Annotated in this window: 19 protein-coding genes; 8 read left to right on the top strand and 11 right to left on the bottom strand. The window is 69.5% G+C overall.

What is annotated here, in order from left to right:
- Positions 1 to 30: 30 nt before the first annotated feature.
- Both ACLBKU_RS06690 and ACLBKU_RS06685 read right to left on the bottom strand, forming a co-directional pair.
- Positions 31 to 1,419 carry a family 16 glycosylhydrolase gene (locus ACLBKU_RS06690; protein ID WP_410178748.1) on the bottom strand — a complete coding sequence of 463 codons (1,389 nt, stop codon included), beginning with the start codon at positions 1,417 to 1,419 and terminating at the stop codon, positions 31 to 33.
- Between the two features lie 375 nt (positions 1,420 to 1,794).
- Complete coding sequence (locus ACLBKU_RS06685) at positions 1,795 to 2,403, bottom strand: HNH endonuclease (protein WP_410178747.1); 609 nt, start codon at positions 2,401 to 2,403, stop codon at positions 1,795 to 1,797.
- Positions 2,404 to 2,546: 143 nt separating this feature from the next.
- Between ACLBKU_RS06685 and gluQRS the strand changes: the two genes are divergently transcribed.
- The 5 genes from gluQRS (at position 2,547) to ACLBKU_RS06660 (ending at position 5,803) form a co-directional block, all read left to right on the top strand.
- Positions 2,547 to 3,377 carry a tRNA glutamyl-Q(34) synthetase GluQRS gene (gluQRS, locus tag ACLBKU_RS06680; RefSeq protein WP_410179008.1) on the top strand — a complete coding sequence of 277 codons (831 nt, stop codon included), beginning with the start codon at positions 2,547 to 2,549 and terminating at the stop codon, positions 3,375 to 3,377.
- A gap of 24 nt (positions 3,378 to 3,401) precedes the next feature.
- Entirely contained in the window at positions 3,402 to 3,632 is a 231-nt protein-coding gene (locus ACLBKU_RS06675) for a hypothetical protein (protein ID WP_410178746.1), read from the top strand.
- A 12-nt stretch (positions 3,633 to 3,644) separates the two neighbouring features.
- A complete protein-coding gene (locus ACLBKU_RS06670) occupies positions 3,645 to 4,211 on the top strand; it encodes a cob(I)yrinic acid a,c-diamide adenosyltransferase (RefSeq protein ID WP_410178745.1) in 567 nt (188 codons plus the stop codon).
- Between the two features lie 63 nt (positions 4,212 to 4,274).
- Complete coding sequence (locus ACLBKU_RS06665) at positions 4,275 to 5,144, top strand: 3-hydroxyacyl-CoA dehydrogenase NAD-binding domain-containing protein (protein ID WP_410178744.1); 870 nt, start codon at positions 4,275 to 4,277, stop codon at positions 5,142 to 5,144.
- A gap of 71 nt (positions 5,145 to 5,215) precedes the next feature.
- Positions 5,216 to 5,803 carry a hypothetical protein gene (locus tag ACLBKU_RS06660; RefSeq protein WP_410178743.1) on the top strand — a complete coding sequence of 196 codons (588 nt, stop codon included), beginning with the start codon at positions 5,216 to 5,218 and terminating at the stop codon, positions 5,801 to 5,803.
- A 23-nt stretch (positions 5,804 to 5,826) separates the two neighbouring features.
- Here ACLBKU_RS06660 and ACLBKU_RS06655 read toward each other — a convergent pair whose 3' ends face one another.
- Together ACLBKU_RS06655 and mutS are read right to left on the bottom strand one after the other, a co-directional pair.
- Entirely contained in the window at positions 5,827 to 6,201 is a 375-nt protein-coding gene (locus ACLBKU_RS06655) for a hypothetical protein (RefSeq protein WP_410178742.1), read from the bottom strand.
- A 49-nt stretch (positions 6,202 to 6,250) separates the two neighbouring features.
- Positions 6,251 to 8,896 carry a DNA mismatch repair protein MutS gene (gene mutS, locus ACLBKU_RS06650; RefSeq protein ID WP_410178741.1) on the bottom strand — a complete coding sequence of 882 codons (2,646 nt, stop codon included), beginning with the start codon at positions 8,894 to 8,896 and terminating at the stop codon, positions 6,251 to 6,253.
- 147 nt (positions 8,897 to 9,043) lie between these two features.
- Between mutS and ACLBKU_RS06645 the strand changes: the two genes are divergently transcribed.
- Together ACLBKU_RS06645 and ACLBKU_RS06640 are read left to right on the top strand one after the other, a co-directional pair.
- Positions 9,044 to 11,317, top strand: coding sequence for an NADP-dependent malic enzyme (locus tag ACLBKU_RS06645; protein ID WP_410178740.1), 2,274 nt, complete (start codon positions 9,044 to 9,046; stop codon positions 11,315 to 11,317).
- Between the two features lie 4 nt (positions 11,318 to 11,321).
- Positions 11,322 to 12,446, top strand: a complete 1,125-nt coding sequence (locus ACLBKU_RS06640; RefSeq protein WP_410178739.1) for an aminotransferase class V-fold PLP-dependent enzyme — start codon at positions 11,322 to 11,324, stop codon at positions 12,444 to 12,446.
- Between the two features lie 175 nt (positions 12,447 to 12,621).
- Here the strand turns inward: ACLBKU_RS06640 and ACLBKU_RS06635 are convergent, their stop codons facing one another.
- From ACLBKU_RS06635 to ACLBKU_RS06615, 5 genes are all read right to left on the bottom strand, one after another.
- Complete coding sequence (locus tag ACLBKU_RS06635) at positions 12,622 to 13,122, bottom strand: ferritin-like domain-containing protein (RefSeq protein ID WP_410178738.1); 501 nt, start codon at positions 13,120 to 13,122, stop codon at positions 12,622 to 12,624.
- A gap of 124 nt (positions 13,123 to 13,246) precedes the next feature.
- Positions 13,247 to 14,248 (bottom strand): glycoside hydrolase family 43 protein, encoded by a 1,002-nt coding sequence (locus ACLBKU_RS06630; RefSeq protein WP_410178737.1) that lies wholly within the window; start codon positions 14,246 to 14,248, stop codon positions 13,247 to 13,249.
- Between the two features lie 76 nt (positions 14,249 to 14,324).
- Positions 14,325 to 15,026, bottom strand: a complete 702-nt coding sequence (gene trmB / locus ACLBKU_RS06625; protein WP_410178736.1) for a tRNA (guanosine(46)-N7)-methyltransferase TrmB — start codon at positions 15,024 to 15,026, stop codon at positions 14,325 to 14,327.
- Positions 15,027 to 15,059: 33 nt separating this feature from the next.
- A complete protein-coding gene (locus ACLBKU_RS06620; protein ID WP_410178735.1) occupies positions 15,060 to 15,386 on the bottom strand; it encodes a hypothetical protein in 327 nt (108 codons plus the stop codon).
- Between the two features lie 4 nt (positions 15,387 to 15,390).
- Positions 15,391 to 15,597, bottom strand: coding sequence for a DUF2945 domain-containing protein (locus ACLBKU_RS06615; RefSeq protein ID WP_410178734.1), 207 nt, complete (start codon positions 15,595 to 15,597; stop codon positions 15,391 to 15,393).
- A gap of 108 nt (positions 15,598 to 15,705) precedes the next feature.
- On the opposite strand from ACLBKU_RS06615, the gene ACLBKU_RS06610 reads away from it, so the two are divergent.
- Entirely contained in the window at positions 15,706 to 15,936 is a 231-nt protein-coding gene (locus tag ACLBKU_RS06610; protein ID WP_410178733.1) for a hypothetical protein, read from the top strand.
- A gap of 175 nt (positions 15,937 to 16,111) precedes the next feature.
- On the opposite strand, the gene ctrA is transcribed toward ACLBKU_RS06610, so the two are convergent.
- A complete protein-coding gene (ctrA, locus tag ACLBKU_RS06605; protein ID WP_017665026.1) occupies positions 16,112 to 16,807 on the bottom strand; it encodes a response regulator transcription factor CtrA in 696 nt (231 codons plus the stop codon).
- A gap of 220 nt (positions 16,808 to 17,027) precedes the next feature.
- Positions 17,028 to 18,521 carry an RNA polymerase factor sigma-54 gene (rpoN, locus tag ACLBKU_RS06600; protein ID WP_410178732.1) on the bottom strand — a complete coding sequence of 498 codons (1,494 nt, stop codon included), beginning with the start codon at positions 18,519 to 18,521 and terminating at the stop codon, positions 17,028 to 17,030.

Below are 18,521 nucleotides of genomic sequence, written 5' to 3'. Positions count from 1 at the left end.
CGCCCCCCGGACCTGGAGGCGTCCGGGCCGTTATGTGCCTCGGCCCGGCACCTTCCAGGCATTGAAGGAGCGCACCCGCATCTCGGGCGTGCCGCCGAGATATTCCGCGGTGCCGTTCTTCACCGCGACGTTCATCAGCGGATACCAGGTGGTCCCCTTGAAGGGGTTGACGGTCTGGTAGGTTTCCTTCCCGTCGACGAAGAAGGTGATGAAGTCGGGCGCCACGTCGACCGCATACTTGTGGTAGGAGGTGTCGAAGCCCTGCAAGGCATAGGCGTTCGCGGCGTTGGCCTGCATCAGCGCGGTGAAGGTGCGGGTGTTGTTCGCGCCGCCGTGGATGTTTGAGCTGATGTTGCGGCTGAAGTTCCAGCCCGATGAGTAGCCGAAGCCCTCGTAGACATCGATCTCGGGCGGCCAGGCGCCGCTGACGGGCAGCAGCCAGAAGGCCGGCCAGCCGCCGCGGCGGTTGGGCATCATCGCCTCCCACTCGTACTGGCCGTAAGTCACCTGCGTCGCGGGCATCCGCTGGCCGGTGAGGATCGCCGCGCCGTGGTGCCAGTACTTGCTGTCGTGGAAGATCGGGCTGGCGAGCTGCTGGCTGCGGATCACCAGCTCGCTGTTCTCGATCGCGAAGGGGGGCAGCGCGGTGGGGTGGAGCACCGGGTCGAGGTAGAGCCCGCTCTCGCCGTTGGCGGGCTGGGTGCGGCCGTGCGAGAGCCGCGTGCGCCAGGTGTCGGCGGCGCCGGCATCGCTCCACCTCATCGAAGCGGGGTCGAGCGTGTAGGCGAGGGTGCCGGTGGGCGCGAAAGTGCGCGCCGCGCGGAAGCCCGCGGTCCTGGCGGTGCCTGCCGCCGCGCCGACCACGGCGGTGATCGCGGCCGAGGAGTTGATGACTCCGCCCGCGCCGACCGCGCCCTCGGGGAGGATCAGGTCGAAAGTGCGGCCTGCGTCCATCCTCAAGAGGGGGATGCGCACGGTCTGCTCGAGCGGGTCGCCCGGGCGGAAGAACAGCGTGGTGACGGTGCGCTGGAAATGCCTCCCCTCGATCCCCGCGAGCGTGCCCGAGCCGTTGCGGGTCATCACCCGGACGATCACCGTGTTGGGGGTGGCGCGGTTGATGCGGACGGGCACGAAGGCCTCGGTCGCGCCGACCGGCACGCTGACCGTGCCGATGCTCACCGCGGCCTTCTGCGGATAGACCGTGCCATTCTTGAAGTCGAAGGCCGCGAAGGGGTTGGTGGGGGTGGTCGAATAGGGGATCGCGGTGCCGCTCACCGCCCACGTCTCGGGCAGCGGCTGGACCGAGGTGGTGACGGCTCCGGTGGCGGCGGGCGCCGCGGAGGTCGGTGAGGCGGTCTCGTCACCCCCGCAGGAGGCGAGCGCGGGGACGAGCAGGGAGAGACAGATCAGACGCTTCATGATGGCGGACCCTTGTTGCCGGTTGCGCCATCCTGATGCGGAGAGAAATGCTAACCCGTCAATATAATCTACTTTAATGTCGGACGAGTTGAAGAATTACTTGAGAAAATTCTCGTGTTGTACGAAAAAAGCTGATCAAAAGATAAACCACTGGTCGCAACGGGTAAATGAAGTGTTACCTCGAGTGTCTTTTGTTAAACCGCTGGGCGCAGAAGTTTACAAGCTATTAAAAGAGCTTGCTTCGAATCGCTCTCGATTCGCGGGTGCCTTTAGAGGCTGAGATGCGGCTGAGCAATGGCCGGGACAGGCGCCTCCCCGCGCCCCGGGACCGTCCGGTGCGCAAGCGTCAGGGAAGCGGGTGGCCGGGCCGGCCGATCAGGCCTCGAGCTCGACGTCCCAATAGAGCCAGTCGCGCCAGGTCTCGTGGAGGTAGCCCGGGGGGAAGAGCTTGCCGTGCTGCTGCAATTGCCACGAGGTCGGCCGGATCGGCGCCTGGTGGACCGGCATCCCGGCCTGCTTCGGCGTGCGCCCGCCCTTCTTCATGTTGCACGGCGCGCAGGCGGTGATGATGTTCTCCCACGTCGTCCGCCCGCCCAATCGGCGCGGGGTGACGTGGTCGAAGGTGAGGTGCTCGCCGCTCCCGCAATACTGGCACTGGAAGCGGTCGCGCAGGAACACGTTGAAGCGGGTGAAGGCCGGGAACTCGGAGTGCTTCACATATTGCCTGAGCGCGATCACGCTCGGGATCTTCATGTCGAAGCTGGGCGAGTGGACCTCGCGGTCGTAGCTCGCGACGATGTCGACCCGGTCGAGGAACACCGCCTTGATCGCGGTCTGCCACGGCCACAGGCTCAGCGGATAGTAGGAGAGCGGGGTGTAGTCGGCGTTCAGCACCAGCGCCGGGCAGGCCGAGAGGTTGCGCGTCGGGTCTTCGTCGACCCCGCGGAACCGGGCAACCTTCTCGATCAGTTCGGCGTTGAACACTTGCGCGCTCCTCCCTGACTGGGCTTGCATCCTGACCTGCCAGCCTTGAGAGTCAAACCCGTGACAGGGCGCATATCCACAGGGACAGCCTGTGGATGGCCTGTGGATAGCGCAACGATCTGTCGTGTGGCATGGGCGACGCGATGGACCGAGCCGCGCCTCCCGTGACCCGTTTCGCGCCGAGCCCCAACGGGCACCTGCACCTCGGCCATGCCCTGAGCGCGATCGTCGCGCATGACCTTGCCGTCGCGGGTGGCGGGCGGTTCCTGCTCAGGATCGAGGACATCGACGGGCCGAGGTCGCGCCCCGAGCTGGCGGCGGAGTTCCGGACGGACCTCGCGTGGCTGGGGCTGGAGTGGGAGGAGGTCCCCGCCCAGTCGACGCGCCTGCCGAGCTATGCCGCCGCCGCGCAGAGCCTCAGGGCGCGCGGGCTGCTCTACCCCTGCACCTGCACCCGCTCCGAGATCGAGGCGGCCGGCGCGCGCCCCGGCTGGGAGGGCCTCGTCTACCCCGGCACCTGCAAGCACCGCCCGCCCGACCCGTCGCGCCCCGCTGCGTGGCGGCTCGACGCGGCAAAGGCCCTTGCCGAAACCGGGCCGCTTACATGGGAGGACGCGCTCGCCGGAACGCAGCAGGTCGACCTCTCGGGCCTCGGCGACGTCGTGCTGGTGAGGAAGGACCTGCCCGCGAGCTACCACCTCGCCGTCACGCTCGACGATGCCGCCGACGGCGTCACGCTGGTGACGCGCGGCGCGGACCTCTTCGCGGCGAGCCACGTCCACCGCTCCTTGCAGGCGCTGCTCGGCCTGCCGGTGCCGCGCTGGCACCACCACCCGCTGCTGCTCGGGGAGGACGGCGAGAAGCTCGCCAAGCGCCGCGGCTCGCCCGCGCTCGCCGAGCGCCGCGCGGCGGGCGAGGACGGGCGGATGCTCGCGCAGCAAATGAGGTTGCAGCAATTGAGGCTTGGAACCTGAGGCGCAAGCGTCCATCTAGGGTCCATGACCACCTTCCTCGTCATTGTGCTCGTCGTCCTGATGGGCCTCACCGCCTTCTCGCTGGTCCGCGGCGTGATCGCCTTCCTCAAGACCACCAAGATCGACCTCGAGACCGGCGAGGGCACCACCGCCACCGACATGCAGCTCGCCCAGAACCGGGCGATGTTCGCGCGCATCAAGTACCAGGCGGCGGCGATCGTCGTGGTCGCGATCATCCTCGCGGTGGCGCGCTGAGCACTCCGCCCGATGGTCAAGCTCAACCGCATCTACACCCGCACCGGTGACGACGGGACGACGGGCCTCGTCGACGGCTCGCGCTGCCCCAAGCACTCCGCGCGGATCGCCGCGATGGGCAAGGTCGACGAAGCGAACTCGGCGATCGGGCTTGCCGCCGTGCTGATGTCGGGAGCGCCGGGTGCGGAGATCACCCGCATCCAGAACGACCTCTTCGACCTCGGCGCGGACCTCGCCACGCCCGGCGAGGACTTCACGCCGTCGGAGATGGTGCTGCGGATCGTGCCCTCGCAGGTTGCGTGGCTCGAGGAGCGCATCGACGCCTGCAACGAGAAGCTCGAGCCGCTCACCAGCTTCATCCTCCCCGGCGGGACCGAGCTCGCCGCGCGCCTCCATGTCGCCCGCGCCACCACCCGCGCCGCCGAGCGGGCGATGGTCGCCCTCGCGGCGCAGGACCCGGTCAACCCGGCCGCGCTCGCCTACATCAACCGCCTGTCGGACTACCTCTTCGTCCTCGCCCGGGTTGTGAACGACAAGGGACGGCGCGACGTGAAGTGGGTCCCCGGCGCTAACCGCTAGCCAGCGCCCCATTCCCTCGCTAGGTGCGGCGCTCTTGCTGCACTTGCGAAGGAACAAGCACCCATGCAGAGCATCGCCGTCATCGGAGCCGGACAGATGGGGACCGGCATCGCCCAGACCTGCGCCGCGCAGGGCCTCAAGGTGATGCTCACCGACGTCGACCTGCCCCGCGCCGAGGCCGGCAAGCTCGCGATCGAGAAGGCGCTCGCCAAGCTGATGGGCCGCGGCAAGATCGAGGCGCACGAGGCCGAGAGCCTGCTCGCCCGCATCACGCCGGTCGCCGACTATGCCCCCTTCGCCGAGGCCCACCTCATCATCGAGGCCGCGACCGAGAAGGAGGAGATCAAGAACGCGATCTTCGCAAAGGCCGGCAAGGTGCTCGCCCCGGACGCGATCATGGCATCGAACACCTCCTCGATCCCGATCACCCGCATGGCGAACCACTCGCCCGACCCGGCGCGCTTCATCGGCCTCCACTTCTTCAACCCCGTCCCCGTCATGGGCCTCATCGAGGTGATCCCCGGCCTCGCCACCGCACAGGCGACCACCGACCGCACCACCGCCTTCGCCCGCTCGCTCGGCAAGGAAGTGGTGCTCAGCCAGGACGAGCCCGGCTTCGTCGTCAACCGCATCCTCCTGCCGATGATCAACGAGGCCGTGTTCGTGCTCGGCCAGTCGACCGCGGGGATCGAGGACATCGACAAGGGCTGCCGCCTCGGCCTCAACCACCCGATGGGGCCGCTGCAACTGGCGGACTTCGTCGGGCTCGACACCTGCCTCGACATCATGAACGTGCTCTACACCACCACCCGCGACAGCAAGTACCGCGCCGCCCCGCTGCTGGTGAAATATGTCGAGGCCGGGTGGCTCGGCCGCAAGACCGGGCGCGGCTTCTACGACTACTCGGGCGAGGCCCCCGTCCCAACGCGCTGAGGCGTCGCCCCGCCGCAGGGCAGGCAACAAAGCGCGCCTTCGCGGGGTTGGTCCGGCGAAGGAGACACGCCATGAGCGAGCGCGACACCAAGCTTCCCGGCCACCCCGATGGGCTCGCGCCCGAGACCCGCAATCGTGAGCAAGACGATGACGGCACCCAGGCGCAGGACGTCGCCTCGGACGCCATGCACCAGGACAGCGCGACCACCAGCCCGCTCGAAAGCACCAAGGTCCCGGCCAACGACTACGATCCCGCCCCCGACAGCACCGGCGACCTCATCGACGAGATGCGCCGCATGGAGGGCGAGGGCAGGATCGACATGTCGGCCTTCGCGGGCGAGCCGAACCACGACGACGAGCCCGGCCTCTACGGCGGCGAGACCACCGACGACGACGATGCCGAGTGGCTCACCGCCGACGGCGAGGCGCTGAACGAGGAGGAGGTCGACACGCTCCTCGACGACGAGGACGAGGGCGACGACGAGCTCGCCGGTCTCGAGGACCTGCTCGCCGATGTCGAGGTGCCCGGGGAGGACGCCGGGGAAGACGCCGGGGAGGACGGGGGCCCCGACGAGATCGAGCCCCTGCCCGACGACGATGCCACCACCCCCGGCGACGACGAGGCGCTCGAGGAAGACGACGACGACGACGCGGACTGACGCCCCCGCCGCCGTGTTCGCCGTCAGTTGGTGACGATCGCGGTTGGCGAAAGCGGCGCCTTCATCGCATTGCCCGTCTCCTTGGCCGCCGTGCCGGATTCGCCGCCCGAACTCCCGGCGGCCGTGGCGCCCTCGGGATCATAGTCGCCGAAGACCGAGGGCGGCGTGTCGTTCCAGCCCTCGACCGTCTTGCGCTGGTCGGTCGGCTGCGCGCCTTCGCGCTCGGCCTCGGAGACGCTTGGGCGGTTGGCGTAGTCGGGCTTGTTGGCGATGCGGTCGACCACTGCGGGGAGCACGCCGTTGTTCTCGGAGGTGCCGATGATCGACACCGCGCCGAGCAGGGTCAACCCGGCGAAGGCGAGCGCGGCCTTGCTGTTCTCGAACAGGGTCCTGGACATGGGGCGATCCTAGCGCCCGCGTGGTTAAGCCTTGGTTGAGACCGGGCCCTCAACGCGCCGCTTTCGGCAGATTGCGCTTCCATTCGTAGAGCAGGTCCAGGGCCTCGCGCGGGGTCAGCGCGTCGAGATCGGCGGCGCGCAGGGCCTCGGCGAGTTGATGCTCGGGACTCGCGGGCTCGGGCGCGGCGGGCTTGAGGTTGGCGAAGAGCGGCAGGTCGCCGAGCCCCGCGGCGATCCCGCCGGTCGCCTCGCGCTGCGCCTCGAGTTTCGCCAGCACCGCCTTGGCGCGGGCGACCACGCTTGCGGGCACCCCGGCGAGCCGCGCGACGGCAAGGCCGTAGGAGCGGTCCGCCGGGCCCTCGGCAAGCTCGTGGAGCAGCACGAGGTCGCCCTGCCACTCGCGCGCGCGGACGTGGTGGAGCGAGAGGGCCTCGCAGGTCTCCGCCAGCCGGGCGAGTTCGTGGTAATGCGTCGCGAACAGGCAGCGGCAGCCGATCTGCGAATGCACCGCCTCGGCCACCGCCCAGGCGAGCGCAAGCCCGTCATAGGTCGAGGTGCCGCGCCCGACCTCGTCGAGGATCACGAAGCTGCGATGGGTCGCCTGCGCGAGGATCGCGGCGGTCTCGACCATCTCGACCATGAAGGTCGAGCGCCCCCGCGCGAGGTTGTCGGCGGCGCCGACGCGGCTGAACAGCCGGTCGACGAGGCCGATGCGCGCGGCGGAAGCGGGGACGAAGCACCCGGCCTGCGCAAGGAGGACGATGAGCGCGTTCTGCCTGAGGAAGGTCGACTTGCCGCCCATGTTCGGCCCGCCGATCAGCCACAACCGGTCGTGCGCGTCGAGGCCGCAGTCGTTGGCGACGAAGCGCTCGCCGCTGCGCGCGAGCGCCGCCTCGACCACCGGGTGACGCCCCGCGGTGATGGTGAGGCAGGGCTTGTCCAAGACTTCCGGGCGGCACCAGTCGGCCTCGCTCGCACGCTCGGCGTTGCCCGCGCCGACGTCGAGCCGGGCGAGCGCCGCGGCGGTCGCGGCGATGCTCTCCCGCGCGGCGACGATCTCGGCGACCAGCGCCTCGAAATGCGCCTCCTCGCAGGCGAGCGCATGGCCCCCGGCTTCCGCGATGCGCGCGGCTTCCTCGTGAAGGGTCAGCGAGTTGAAGCGCATCGCCCCCGCCATCGTCTGGCGGTGGGTGAAGCCGCTGTCCGCTGCCATCAGCGCATCGGCATGGCGCGCGGGCACCTCGATGAAATAACCGAGCACCCCGTTGTGGCGGATCTTGAGCGCGGCGATCCCGGTCTCCTCGCGGTAGCGCGCCTCCATAGCCGCGATCGCGCGGCGGGCGTCGCCCGAGGCGGCACGCAGCGCGTCGAGGCTCGCGTCGTAGCCGTCGGCGATGAAGCCGCCGCTGGCGCGCTCGGTCGGCGGGGTCGGCACCAGCGCGCGCGACAGGTGGTCGGTGAGCGCGCCGTGGCCGGTGAGCCGGGCGAGGACGGTGTCGAGCAGCGCGGGCCGGTCGGGCGCGCCCGAGAGCCAGTGGTGGAGCCGCGCCGCCTCGGCGAGCCCGTCGCGTAGGGCGCCGAGATCGCGGGGGGAGCCGCGCCCCGCCACCACCCGCCCGAGCGCGCGGCCGAGGTCGGGTACGCCGCGCAGGGCATCGCGCAGCCGCGCGCGCTCGATCGGCCGGCCCTGCCAGAACTGCACCAGCGCGAGCCGCGCCTCGATCTCTCCGGTGTCGAGCAGCGGCGCGGAAAGGTCCTCCGCCAGCAGCCGCGAGCCCGCCCCGGTGACGCAGCGGTCGATCGCGCCGATCAGGCTCCCGGCGCGCCCGCCCTGGGCGGATTCGAGGATCTCGAGGCTCGCCCGGGTGGCGGCGTCCATCGCCATCGTCTTGGCCGTCTCGCGCAGCACCGGGGGGAGCAGCAGCGGCAGGCTCCCGCGCCCGACGTGGTCGAGATAGCTCACAAGGCCCCCCGCCGCCGCGAGCATGGCGCGCGTGAAGGCACCGAAGGCATCGAGCGTCGCGACCCCGTGGACGGCCTTCAGCCGCTCGGCCCCGGCATCGCTCGCGAAGGTGGTGCGAGGGCGGACAATCGCCTCCTCGGGGCCGTGCGGCCAGTCCTCGGGCACCACGACCTCGCTCGGGGCCAGCCGCGCCAGCGCCGCGCCGAGCAAATCCGCCGGGCATTCCTCCAGCACCATCGCGCCGGTCGAGACATCGACCGCGGCGATCCCGACCGTGCCCCGCAGCTCGGCCAGCGCGACCAGCACATTGGCGCGCCGCGGCTCGAGCAGCGCCTCCTCGGTGAGCGTCCCCGCCGTCACCAGCCGCACGATGCTGCGCCCCACCAGCACCTTCGACGAGGGCGTCCCCTCGCGCTTTGCCCGCGCCTTGGCCTCTTCGGGAGTCTCGACCTGCTCGGCGATGGCGACCCGCTCGCCCGCCTTGATGAGCCGCGCAAGGTAGCTCTCGGCCGAATGCACCGGCACCCCGCACATCGGGATCGGCTGCCCGCCATGCTCGCCGCGCGTCGTCAGCGCGATGTCGAGGATCGCCGCCGCGCGACGGGCATCCTCGAAGAACAGCTCGAAGAAGTCGCCCATGCGGTAGAACAGCAGCGCGTCGCCCGCCTCTTCCCGCAGCGCGAGGTATTGCGCCATCATCGGGGTGGGTTTGGGATCGTCGCGCGCGGCCATGCCCCCGCCTACCCGCCGCCGCCCCGATTCGGAACGCCGCCCCCTTCGCCTTTCCCCGAAGTCGCGCGATTTCCGGCCTATCGCATCGCCCCTCGCACCGCTAAGCGGGGCGCGACGAACCGAAGGCGAATACACGAAGGACCTGTCATGGCCGAGGAAAGCGCCGCTCAGAACAAGGGCGGCTTCACCGCGCGCGAGGCGCTGTTCTACCACGAGACGATCCGCCCGGGTAAGCTCGAGATCAACGCCACCAAGCCGCTGACCTCGCAGCGCGACCTCTCCCTCGCCTATTCCCCCGGCGTTGCCGTGCCCGTGGAAGCCATCGCCGCCGATCCCTCGCTCGCCGCGCGCTACACCACCCGCTCGAACATGGTCGCGGTGATCTCCAACGGCACCGCGATCCTCGGCCTCGGCAACCTCGGCGCGCTCGCCGCCAAGCCGGTGATGGAGGGCAAGGCGGTGCTGTTCAAGCGCTTCGCCGACGTCGATTCGATCGACATCGAGCTCGCCACCGAGGACCCCGAGGCGTTCGTCAACGCCGTCGCGCTGATGGAGCCGAGCTTCGGCGGCATCAACCTCGAGGACATCAAGGCCCCCGAGTGCTTCATCATCGAGGCCGCGCTGCGCGAGCGCATGAAGATCCCGGTGATGCACGACGACCAGCACGGCACCGCGATCATCACCGCGGCGGGCCTGCTCAATGCCTGCTTCCTGACGGGGCGCGACATCCGCGACGTCAAGGTGGTGGTGAACGGCGCGGGCGCCGCGGCGATCGCCTGCACCGCGCTCGTTAAGGCGATGGGCGTGCGCCACGAGAACGTCATCATGTGCGACCGCTCAGGCCCGCTCACCCCGGGCCGCGAGGGCATGGACCAGTGGAAGAGCGCCCACGCGGTCGCCACCAGCGCCACCAGCCTCGAGGAGGCCCTCGTGGGCGCCGACATCTTCCTCGGCCTGTCCGCTGCCGGGGCCCTCAAGCCCGCATGGGTCGAGAAGATGGCCGACAAGCCGATTATCTTCGCGATGGCGAACCCCGTCCCCGAGATCATGCCCGACGAGGCGCGCGCCGTCCGCCCCGACGCGATCATCGCCACGGGCCGCTCGGACTTCCCGAACCAGGTCAACAACGTCCTCGGCTTCCCCTTCATCTTCCGCGGCGCATTGGACGTGCAGGCGACCACCATCAACGAGGAGATGAAGGTCGCCGCCGCCGAGGCCATCGCCGAGCTCGCCCGCCAGCAGGTGCCCGAGGAGGTCGCCTCGGCCTACGGCAAGAACCACAAGTTCGGGAAGGACTACATCATCCCCGCGCCCTTCGATCCGCGGCTGATCGAGGTGGTCTCCTCGGCGGTCGCCAAGGCGGCGATGGATTCGGGCGTCGCGCAGGCGCGGATCGAGGATTTCGACGCCTACCGGATGCAGCTGCGCAGCCGCCTCAACCCGACCACCTCGGTGCTCTCGGGGGTCTACGAGATCGCCCGCAGCAACCCCAAGCGGATGGTCTTCGCCGAAGCCGAGGAGGAGGTGGTGCTGCGCGCCGCGATCCAGTTCCGCGACTACGGCTACGGTACGCCGATCCTCGTCGGGCGCACCAAGGCGGTGCTCGACAAGCTGCACCAATTGTCGGTCGGCGATCCGGGGAGCTTCGAGATCCAGAACTCGGCCGACAGCGAGCACGTGCCGGCGATGGTCGCCTATCTCTACAAGCGCTTGCAGCGGCGCGGCTTCACCGAGCGCGACGTGCGGCGCATGGTCAACCAGGACCGCAACGTCTTCGCCTCGCTGCTCGTCGCCTTGGGCCACGGCGATGCGATGATCACCGGCATGACCCGCACCTTCGCGCAGACCGTGCGCGAGGTGGCGCTGGTGCTCGACGCCAAGGAGGGCGCGCTGCCTTTCGGCATCCACATGATGATCGGCAAGAACCACACGACCTTCCTCGCCGACACCACCATGAACGAGCGCCCCAATGCCGAGGCGCTCGCGCATATCGCCAAGGAGACCGCCGCGGTCGCCCGGCGCATGGGCCACGAGCCGCGGGTGGCGTTCCTGTCCTATTCGACCTTCGGCAACCCCTCGGGCCAGTGGCTCGACAACATCCGCGCGGCGGTGGCGATTCTCGACCGCGAGGACCCTGGCTTCGAATACGAGGGCGAGATGGCGCCCGATGCGGCGCTCAACCCCAAGGTGATGGCGCTCTACCCCTTCAGCCGCCTCTCGGGCCCGGCCAATGTGCTCATCATGCCGGGGCTGCAATCGGCGAACCTTTCGGCGAAGCTGCTGCGCGAGCTTGGCAGCAACGCGACGATCGGCCCGATGATGATCGGGATGGAAAAGCCGGTGCAGATCGTGCCCATGACCGCCGCTGTGCCCGACGTGCTGACCCTCGCGGTGCTGGCGAGCGCGGGGGTGGTGGGCTGAGGGCATGATCCCCTGCCAGCGCGAGCGCTTCGCGGTTCCGCCGGAGGTGCACTACCTCAACTGCGCCTACATGGCGCCGCTGTCGCATGACGTCATCGCCGCGATGGACGCAGGCGCGCGGGCCAAGGCGAGCCCGTGGCGCTACCGGCCCGCGGACTTCTTCACCGTGTCCGAGCATTTCCGCGAGCGGGCGGCGCGGATCGCCGGGGTGCCGGACGACTGCATCGCCATCGTGCCCTCGGCGAGCTACGGCCTCGCGGTCGCGGCGGCGAACGTGCCGCTCGCGCGCGCGCAGGAGGTGGTGACGCTCGCCGGGCAATTCCCCTCCAACGTCTATGTCTGGCAGGAGCTCGCCGCGCGGGTCGGCGCTGTGGTGCGCGCGGTGGAGCGCCCCTCGCAGAGCTGCTGGAGCGAGGCGTTGCTCGACGCGATCGGGCCCGACACCGGGCTCGTCGCCGTGCCGCATTGCCACTGGGCCGACGGGCGGGTGGTCGATCTCGTCGCGGTCGGCGCCAAGTGCCGGGAGGTCGGCGCAGCGCTGGTGCTCGACCTCACGCAGTCGCTGGGCGCGATGCCGATCGACCTTGCCGCGGTCGACCCCGATTTCATGGTCGCCGCCTGCTACAAGTGGCTGATGGGGCCCTACGGGACGGGGATGCTCTACATCGCGCCCCGGCACCATGCGGGGACGCCCATCAAGCACAACTGGATCAACCGCGGCGGCTCGGAGGATTTTGCGCGCCTCGTCGAGTATCGCGCCGACTTCCAGCCCGGCGCGCGGCGCTTCGACATGGGCGAGAAGGCCAACCCGCCGCTGCTGATGGGCGCGAGCGCGGGGCTCGACTTTCTCCTCGAGTTCGGGGTCGAGGCGATCGCCGCGAGCCTCGCCGCGCAGACCGAGGCGCTCGCCGCCCGCGCCGCCGCCCTGGGGCTGGAAGCGGCGCCGGTCGGCGTCCGGGCGCCGCACTTCCTCTCGCTCGGCTTCCCGGACGGGGTGCCCGAGGGCCTGACCGAACGCCTCGCCGCGCGCGAAGTCTTCGTCTCGCTGCGCGGAGCCTCGCTGCGGGTGACGCCGCACCTCTATAACGACGCCGCCGACGCCGAGGCGCTGATCGCGGCCTTGCGCTGACAAGTCGCTCCCCGTTGCAAAGCAATGGGGAGGTGGCACGCGCCGGAGGCGCGTGACCCAGAAGTAAAGCGGCTCCAGACCCGCCCTAGCCCCGCCTAGACCCGCGTCAGACCCCCGCCAGACCCCAGCTATCCCGGGCTTTTTGGCGATGTTTCACGTGAAACATCGCCCTTGGTCACGCCTCGGCGGCGGCCGCGTTGACCTCGCCCGATGCGATGGCGGTCATCCGCTTGTCCCCGCCCCGCGTGTCCTCGAGGCACTTTTCGAGCACCTCGGCATCCTGCTCGAGCCCGAGCCGCGCCGCGAAGGCCCGCGCGGTGCCGTAGCCCGAGATGCCGTAATGCGTCATGCGTTGATATTGCGCGATTATCGAGGCATCGCGCACGTCCTCGTCGGAGAAATCGGCCTCGACGCCATGCGCCCGCGCCTCGGCGACGAGGCCCTCCATCCCGCGGCAATGCTCGCCGCGCGGATTGGCTTCGTGGTTCTCGATCAAGGACTTGAGCTGATCCATCCCCTGCTCGATCCCCTGCGCCCCCGCCTCGAGCGCGGTGCGCAGCTGCGCCGAACTCGCCGCCTCCTTGAGCTCGCGGGTGACCTGCAAGGCCTGCCGGTTGGCGCTGTAGAGGTCCTGGAGCTGGTCGATGTAGAGGTCCTTCAAGGTGCTGATTGTCATGGCGATTTCTCCGGTTCGGGTGGCCGCCGGATGATGCCGCGGGCGGGCTCGCCCTGTCCCCTCATGGGTGGGTAAGCCCGCCCCGATCCGACGAGGCGCCGGGCGGCTGCGGCGGAGCGAGGCGCTAGTCCGCGACTGCGGGCCAGCCGTCCTTCCACACCAGCCGGCGGGTCAGCATTACCCGGCGCGTATTGACCTCGTCCGAGGGGCGGCTCCGGGGCTGTTCGGCATCGACCGCATGGTAGAGGAGGAGCGTCTCGCCCTTCGCCTCGAGCAGCGCGTTGTGCCCCGGTGCGATCCACCTGGCGTCGGCCTCGAGGATCACGCCGCCGTTCCCGGGCTTGACGGCGAAGGGCCTCGTCGCGCTCCGCGAACGCGCCACCATCACCGCGTAATGCGCCTTGGGCCCGCAGCAATTGTCGCCTGAAAAGAAAAGATAATACCAGCCTTCGCGATAGGTGACCCAGGCCCCCTCGACGAGCCGTCGATAGTTCGCCGGGTCCTCGGTCGCGACCGGCGCGACGAGGTCGACTGGCTTGCTGCCGGGGGCGAAGGCAAGCCCGTCGGCGGTCATCTCCTGCACCTTGATCGGCCCGAAGCCGGAGCCCCAGTAGAGCAACAGCCTGCCGCTCGCCGGGTCCGCGAACAGCATCGGGTCGATGTTGACGAAGCCGGGGCCGCACAGCAGCGGCGCTCCCATGTCGGTGAAAGGCCCCTCGGGCCGCGCGGCGCTCGCCACGGCGAGGCACAGCCCCCGCTCCGGATCGGCGAGCGCGGCATCGGGCTTGGCCGAGTAGTAGAGCAGCCAGCGCTCCCCGACCTTCGCGACGTGCGGCGCCCAGAAGTCTTGCGTCCGGCTCGCCCAGGCGGGCTTCACCGGCAGCGCATCGCCGAGCCGCTCCCAGCGGGCGAGGTCCCGCGAGCGGGCGAGCTGGATGTTCGCCATCCGCCCCTCGACCATCCCCTGCGTGGCATAGACATAGGTGGTGCCGTCCGCGGCCGTGATCGCGGCCGGATCGGGAAAATCGGCGTCGATCGCCACCCGCGGCCCCTCCGGCGGCACAGGTCCAGCGCCCACGCACGCGGCGAGCAGCAGGGTGGCGGCCCCGAGCGCTATGCGGATCAAACGAGCCTCCCCTGTCGCAGAGCCCCGAGCCTATCACGCGCGGCACCCTGGGGAGATCACCTATGTGAGGAGCGCCTCAGCGCCGCCGGAACCGGAAGTACCAGACCTCGTGGCTGTAGACATGCCGCGCCTTGTGCTCGTAACGGGTCTCGGGCCAGCCGGAGGGGCGGACCTGCCAGTTCTCCGGCTTCTCCACGACCCACTCGAAGAGGTCCGTGTGGCGCTGCATCACCATCAGCGCGTGGCGCAGGTAGACCGCGTGGTCGGTGCCGAAGCGGAACTCGCCGCCGGGCTTGAGCTTGTCCGCGATCAGCCGCACCGGCCCGTCGTTCATCATCCGCCGCTTGGCATGGCGCGCCTTGGGCCAGGGGTCGGGGTGGAGGAGATAAAGCATCGTCAGCGCCCCGTCGGGCACGCGGGCGAGCACCTCGAGCGCGTCCCCGCAGTGCAGGCGGACATTGGCGAGGCGCTGGTCCTCGATGTGGGTGAGCGCCTGGGCGACGCCGTTGACGAAGGGCTCGGCGCCGATGAAGCCGTGATCGGGGAGGAGGTCGGCGCGATAGGCGAGGTGCTCGCCGCCGCCGAAGCCGATCTCGAAATGGAGCGGGCGATCATCGCCGAACAGCCGCTCGGAGGTGACCGGGCCCTCGGCCGGGACGGCGATCTGCGGCAGGAGGTTGTCGACCAGCCCCTGCTGGCGCTGGCGCAGCTTCTTGCCGACAGAACGCCCGTAGAGCCGCGCGAGGGTGGTCGGATCGCCTTCCTTGTATGCCGTCATGGGCCGCGCGCTTGGCAGGCGCTCGCCGGAGGGTCAACTCTCGAGCGTCTTCGCCTTGGCCTCGGCCCACTTGCGCCCGGCATCGCCGCCCCACAGGAGCCACGCGATCCACCCGGCGCTGGGATCGGTGTCCGAGCCCCATGCGTGGGTGTGCGTGTCCTTGTCGACAGCGTGGCGCGCGAAGTAGCTCTTCATCGCCTTGACGTCGGCGGCGCTGACCGGCTTGCGGCCGGCGAGCTGGTTTGCCCGGGCGACGCCCACCTCGGTGCCGCCGCGCCCGAATTTTTCGCGCAGCTTCAGGCCCTTCTTCGCCGCGGCGGCCATCGCCTGCGTGGGAGTGAAGGTCTTCTCCTCCGCCATCGCCTCAAGCCTTCTTCAGCGCCGAGGGCTTTTGCGCGGCCTGCTTGCCCTCGTCGGTCTCGACCAGATATTGCGGGTCGTCCTTGGTCGCGGCGGCCTTGTGGCCCTTGATCTGGGTCTCGCTGGTGAGCTTCTTCACCACCTTGCCGTGCGCGGTTCCGCCATGGCTCGACCACGTCACCTTGTCGCCTGCCTTGAGATTGTCGGCCATGTCCGTGTCTCCTTGCCTATGAGGGGTCGAACAGGGGCGCCGGGGCGCCGTTCCGGTGAAGGCGATCCGCCGAGCCCCCGGCGCGGCGAGCCGACCCGAGAGGGCGCCATGCACAAGGCCGAATCGCTGCCTGCGCTCGGCGGGGTGGCGGTGCTGGTGACGGGCTCGATGGCGGAGATCGTTTCGGTGTCGCTGCGCCAGCCCGAGCGCGGCACGCTGGTGATGACGCTCGGCAAGGGCGGCGAGCGGGTCTCGACCCGGGTCTACACCGTGGCGAAGGACCGCAAGACGATGACCGGGACGATCGTCTTCTCGGCCTACGGGATGCCGACATCGTGACCACGACCTTCCGCCGCGTGAGCTGAAACGCGAACGCCCGGGCCAGGGCCCGGGCGTCCAACTATTCAGAAGAAGAGAGAGATAACCGATCCGGCCCAAAGGGCCGCGAGGCGATCCGTCGCGCAGCGGCGGAAACTCGCCGAGGACGAGGGCCCGGATGGGCCCTCGCAAAGAATTACGCCGCCTCGACCTCGGTTTCCGAATCGCGCAGCACGTAGCCGCGGCCCCAGACGGTCTCGATATAGTTGTCCCCGCCGCAGGCCAGCGAGAGCTTCTTGCGCAGCTTGCAGATGAACACGTCGATGATCTTGAGCTCGGGCTCGTCCATCCCGCCGTAAAGGTGGTTGAGGAACATTTCCTTGGTGAGCGTCGTGCCCTTGCGGAGCGAGAGCAGCTCGAGCATCGCGTATTCCTTGCCGGTGAGGTGCACGCGGGCGCCGTCGACCTCCACGGTCTTGGCGTCGAGGTTCACCGCGAGCTTGCCGGTGCGGATGACCGACTGCGAGTGGCCCTTCGAGCGGCGCACCACGGCGTAGATGCGGGCGACCAGTTCCTCGCGGTGGAACGGCTTGGTGACGTAATCGTCCGCGCCGAAGCCGAAGCTGCGGATCTTCGAATCCATCTCCGAAATGCCCGAAAGGATCAGCACCGGGGTCTGCACCTTGGCGACGCGCAGCTTCTTGAGCACGTCGTAGCCGTGCATGTCGGGCAGGTTCAGGTCGAGCAGGATGATGTCGTAATCATACAGCTTGCCCAGATCGAGGCCCTCCTCGCCGAGGTCCGTCGAATAGACGTTGAAGCCCTCGGTGGTGAGCATCAGCTCGATCGCCTTGGCGGTGGTCGGCTCGTCTTCGATCAGCAGAACGCGCATCGTATTCCCCTGTCCTTGCCCTGGTGTCTTGGCCCCGTGGTAACCCCCGCTTAGGAAGGGTTGCCGTCTGTTAACCACGCCACTTCTCACCGAAAAAGGTTAATGAGAGGTTTAGGGCGTTAACTTTTTGGAGTGAGTCTTTCGAGTGACACCCCGCGCCGGTTTAGATCGGCTCGAAGGGATAGGCCTTTAAGCCCTGCGCGTCGCCTAGGGGAAAGTGCTAGGATACGCTCGCGAGCTTCTTCGCCCGCCGCCGCTCGGCGCTCGATCCGAGGCCGATCGCCTCGCGGTATTTCGCGACCGTCCGCCGGGCGAGGTCGAAGCCCTCCTTCTGGAGCAGCTCGGCAAGCTGCTGGTCGGAAAGGATGTTCTTCGGCCCCTCGGCGTCGATCAGCGCCTTTATCCGCGCCTTGATGGCGGCGGATGATGCGCCCTCGCCATCCGCAGACGCGACGCCGCTGGTGAAGAAGTACTTGAGTTCGAACGTGCCGCGCTCGCACCACAGGTACTTGTTGCTGGTGACGCGGCTGACGGTGCTCTCGTGCATCCCGATCTGCTCGGCGACCTCGCGCAGGGTGAGCGGGCGCAGCTCGGAGACGCCGCGGCGGAAGAAGCCGTCCTGCTGCTTCACGATCTCGGCGGCGGTCTTGAGGATCGTCTTCTGCCGCTGGTCGAGGGCGCGGATCAGCCAGTGCGCATCGGCGAGCTTCTCCTTGAGCCAGCCTTGCGATTCGCGGCTGGTCGCCCCGGCATTGAGTTCGAGATAGTAGCCGCGGTTGACGATCAGCTTGGGAAGCGTCTCCTCGTTGAGCGCGATGTCCCAGCCCCCGCCCGCATTCGGAGTGACGAGGATGTCGGGCACCACGGTTCCGGCATCCGAAGGCGCGAAGGCGAGGCCCGGGCGCGGGTTGTAGCCCCTGAGCTCCCTCAGCATGTCCGCGAAGTCCTCGTCGTCGACCCGGCACAGGCGCTTCAATCGCTCGATCTCGCCGCGTGCGACGAGGTCGAGGTTGGAGATGAGCGCCGCCATGCAGGGATCGTAGCGATCGGCCTCGCGCGCCTGGATGGCGATGCATTCGGCGAGGCTCCTCGCGCCGACGCCCGAGGGGTCCATCGACTGGACGAGCGCCAGCGCGGCCTCGGCCTCGTAGAGCTCGACGCCGAGGTCCTCGGCGACCTCCTCGAGGGTCGCCGCAAGATAGCCCGCATCGTCGAGCAGCCCGATGATGTGGCGGGCGATGAAGCGCTCGCGCGGATTGTCGGTGAGCGCGCCGACCTGGCCCTCGAGGTGCTCGGCGAGCGTCACCTCGGCGGCGCGCAGCTGCTCCCAGTCGGGCATCTCGCCGTCGCCGATCGAGGTCGCCGCGGCACCCCACTCGGCATCGCGCGAGGGGGCGGAGCCGTCGCCGGTGTCCCAGTCGCGGTCCACGGAAGAAAGGTCGAGCGGCGCGTCGCCCTCCCCGCCGCCCGCGAGCATCAGCTGGTCGGCGGTCGCCTCCTCGCCCGCGGGCGGCGCGACCTCGACCCGCTCGGGCTCGGCGCCGGGCTCCGCCGGCCCGCCGGTGTCGAGCAGCGGGTTGGCCTCGAGCGCCTCGGCGATGAAGGTCTCGATCTCGAGATTGGAGGCCGCGAGCAGCTTGATCGCCTGCTGCAACTGCGGCGTCATCACCAGCGATTGCGACTGCCGCAGGTCGAGGCGGGGGCCGAGGGCCAT

This window comes from Erythrobacter sp. NE805, assembly GCF_046452355.1.
Classification (GTDB): Bacteria; Pseudomonadota; Alphaproteobacteria; order Sphingomonadales; family Sphingomonadaceae; genus Erythrobacter.
Note: the sequence above shows the minus strand (reverse complement) of the source record. Positions and strands in the feature narration are given on the sequence as shown.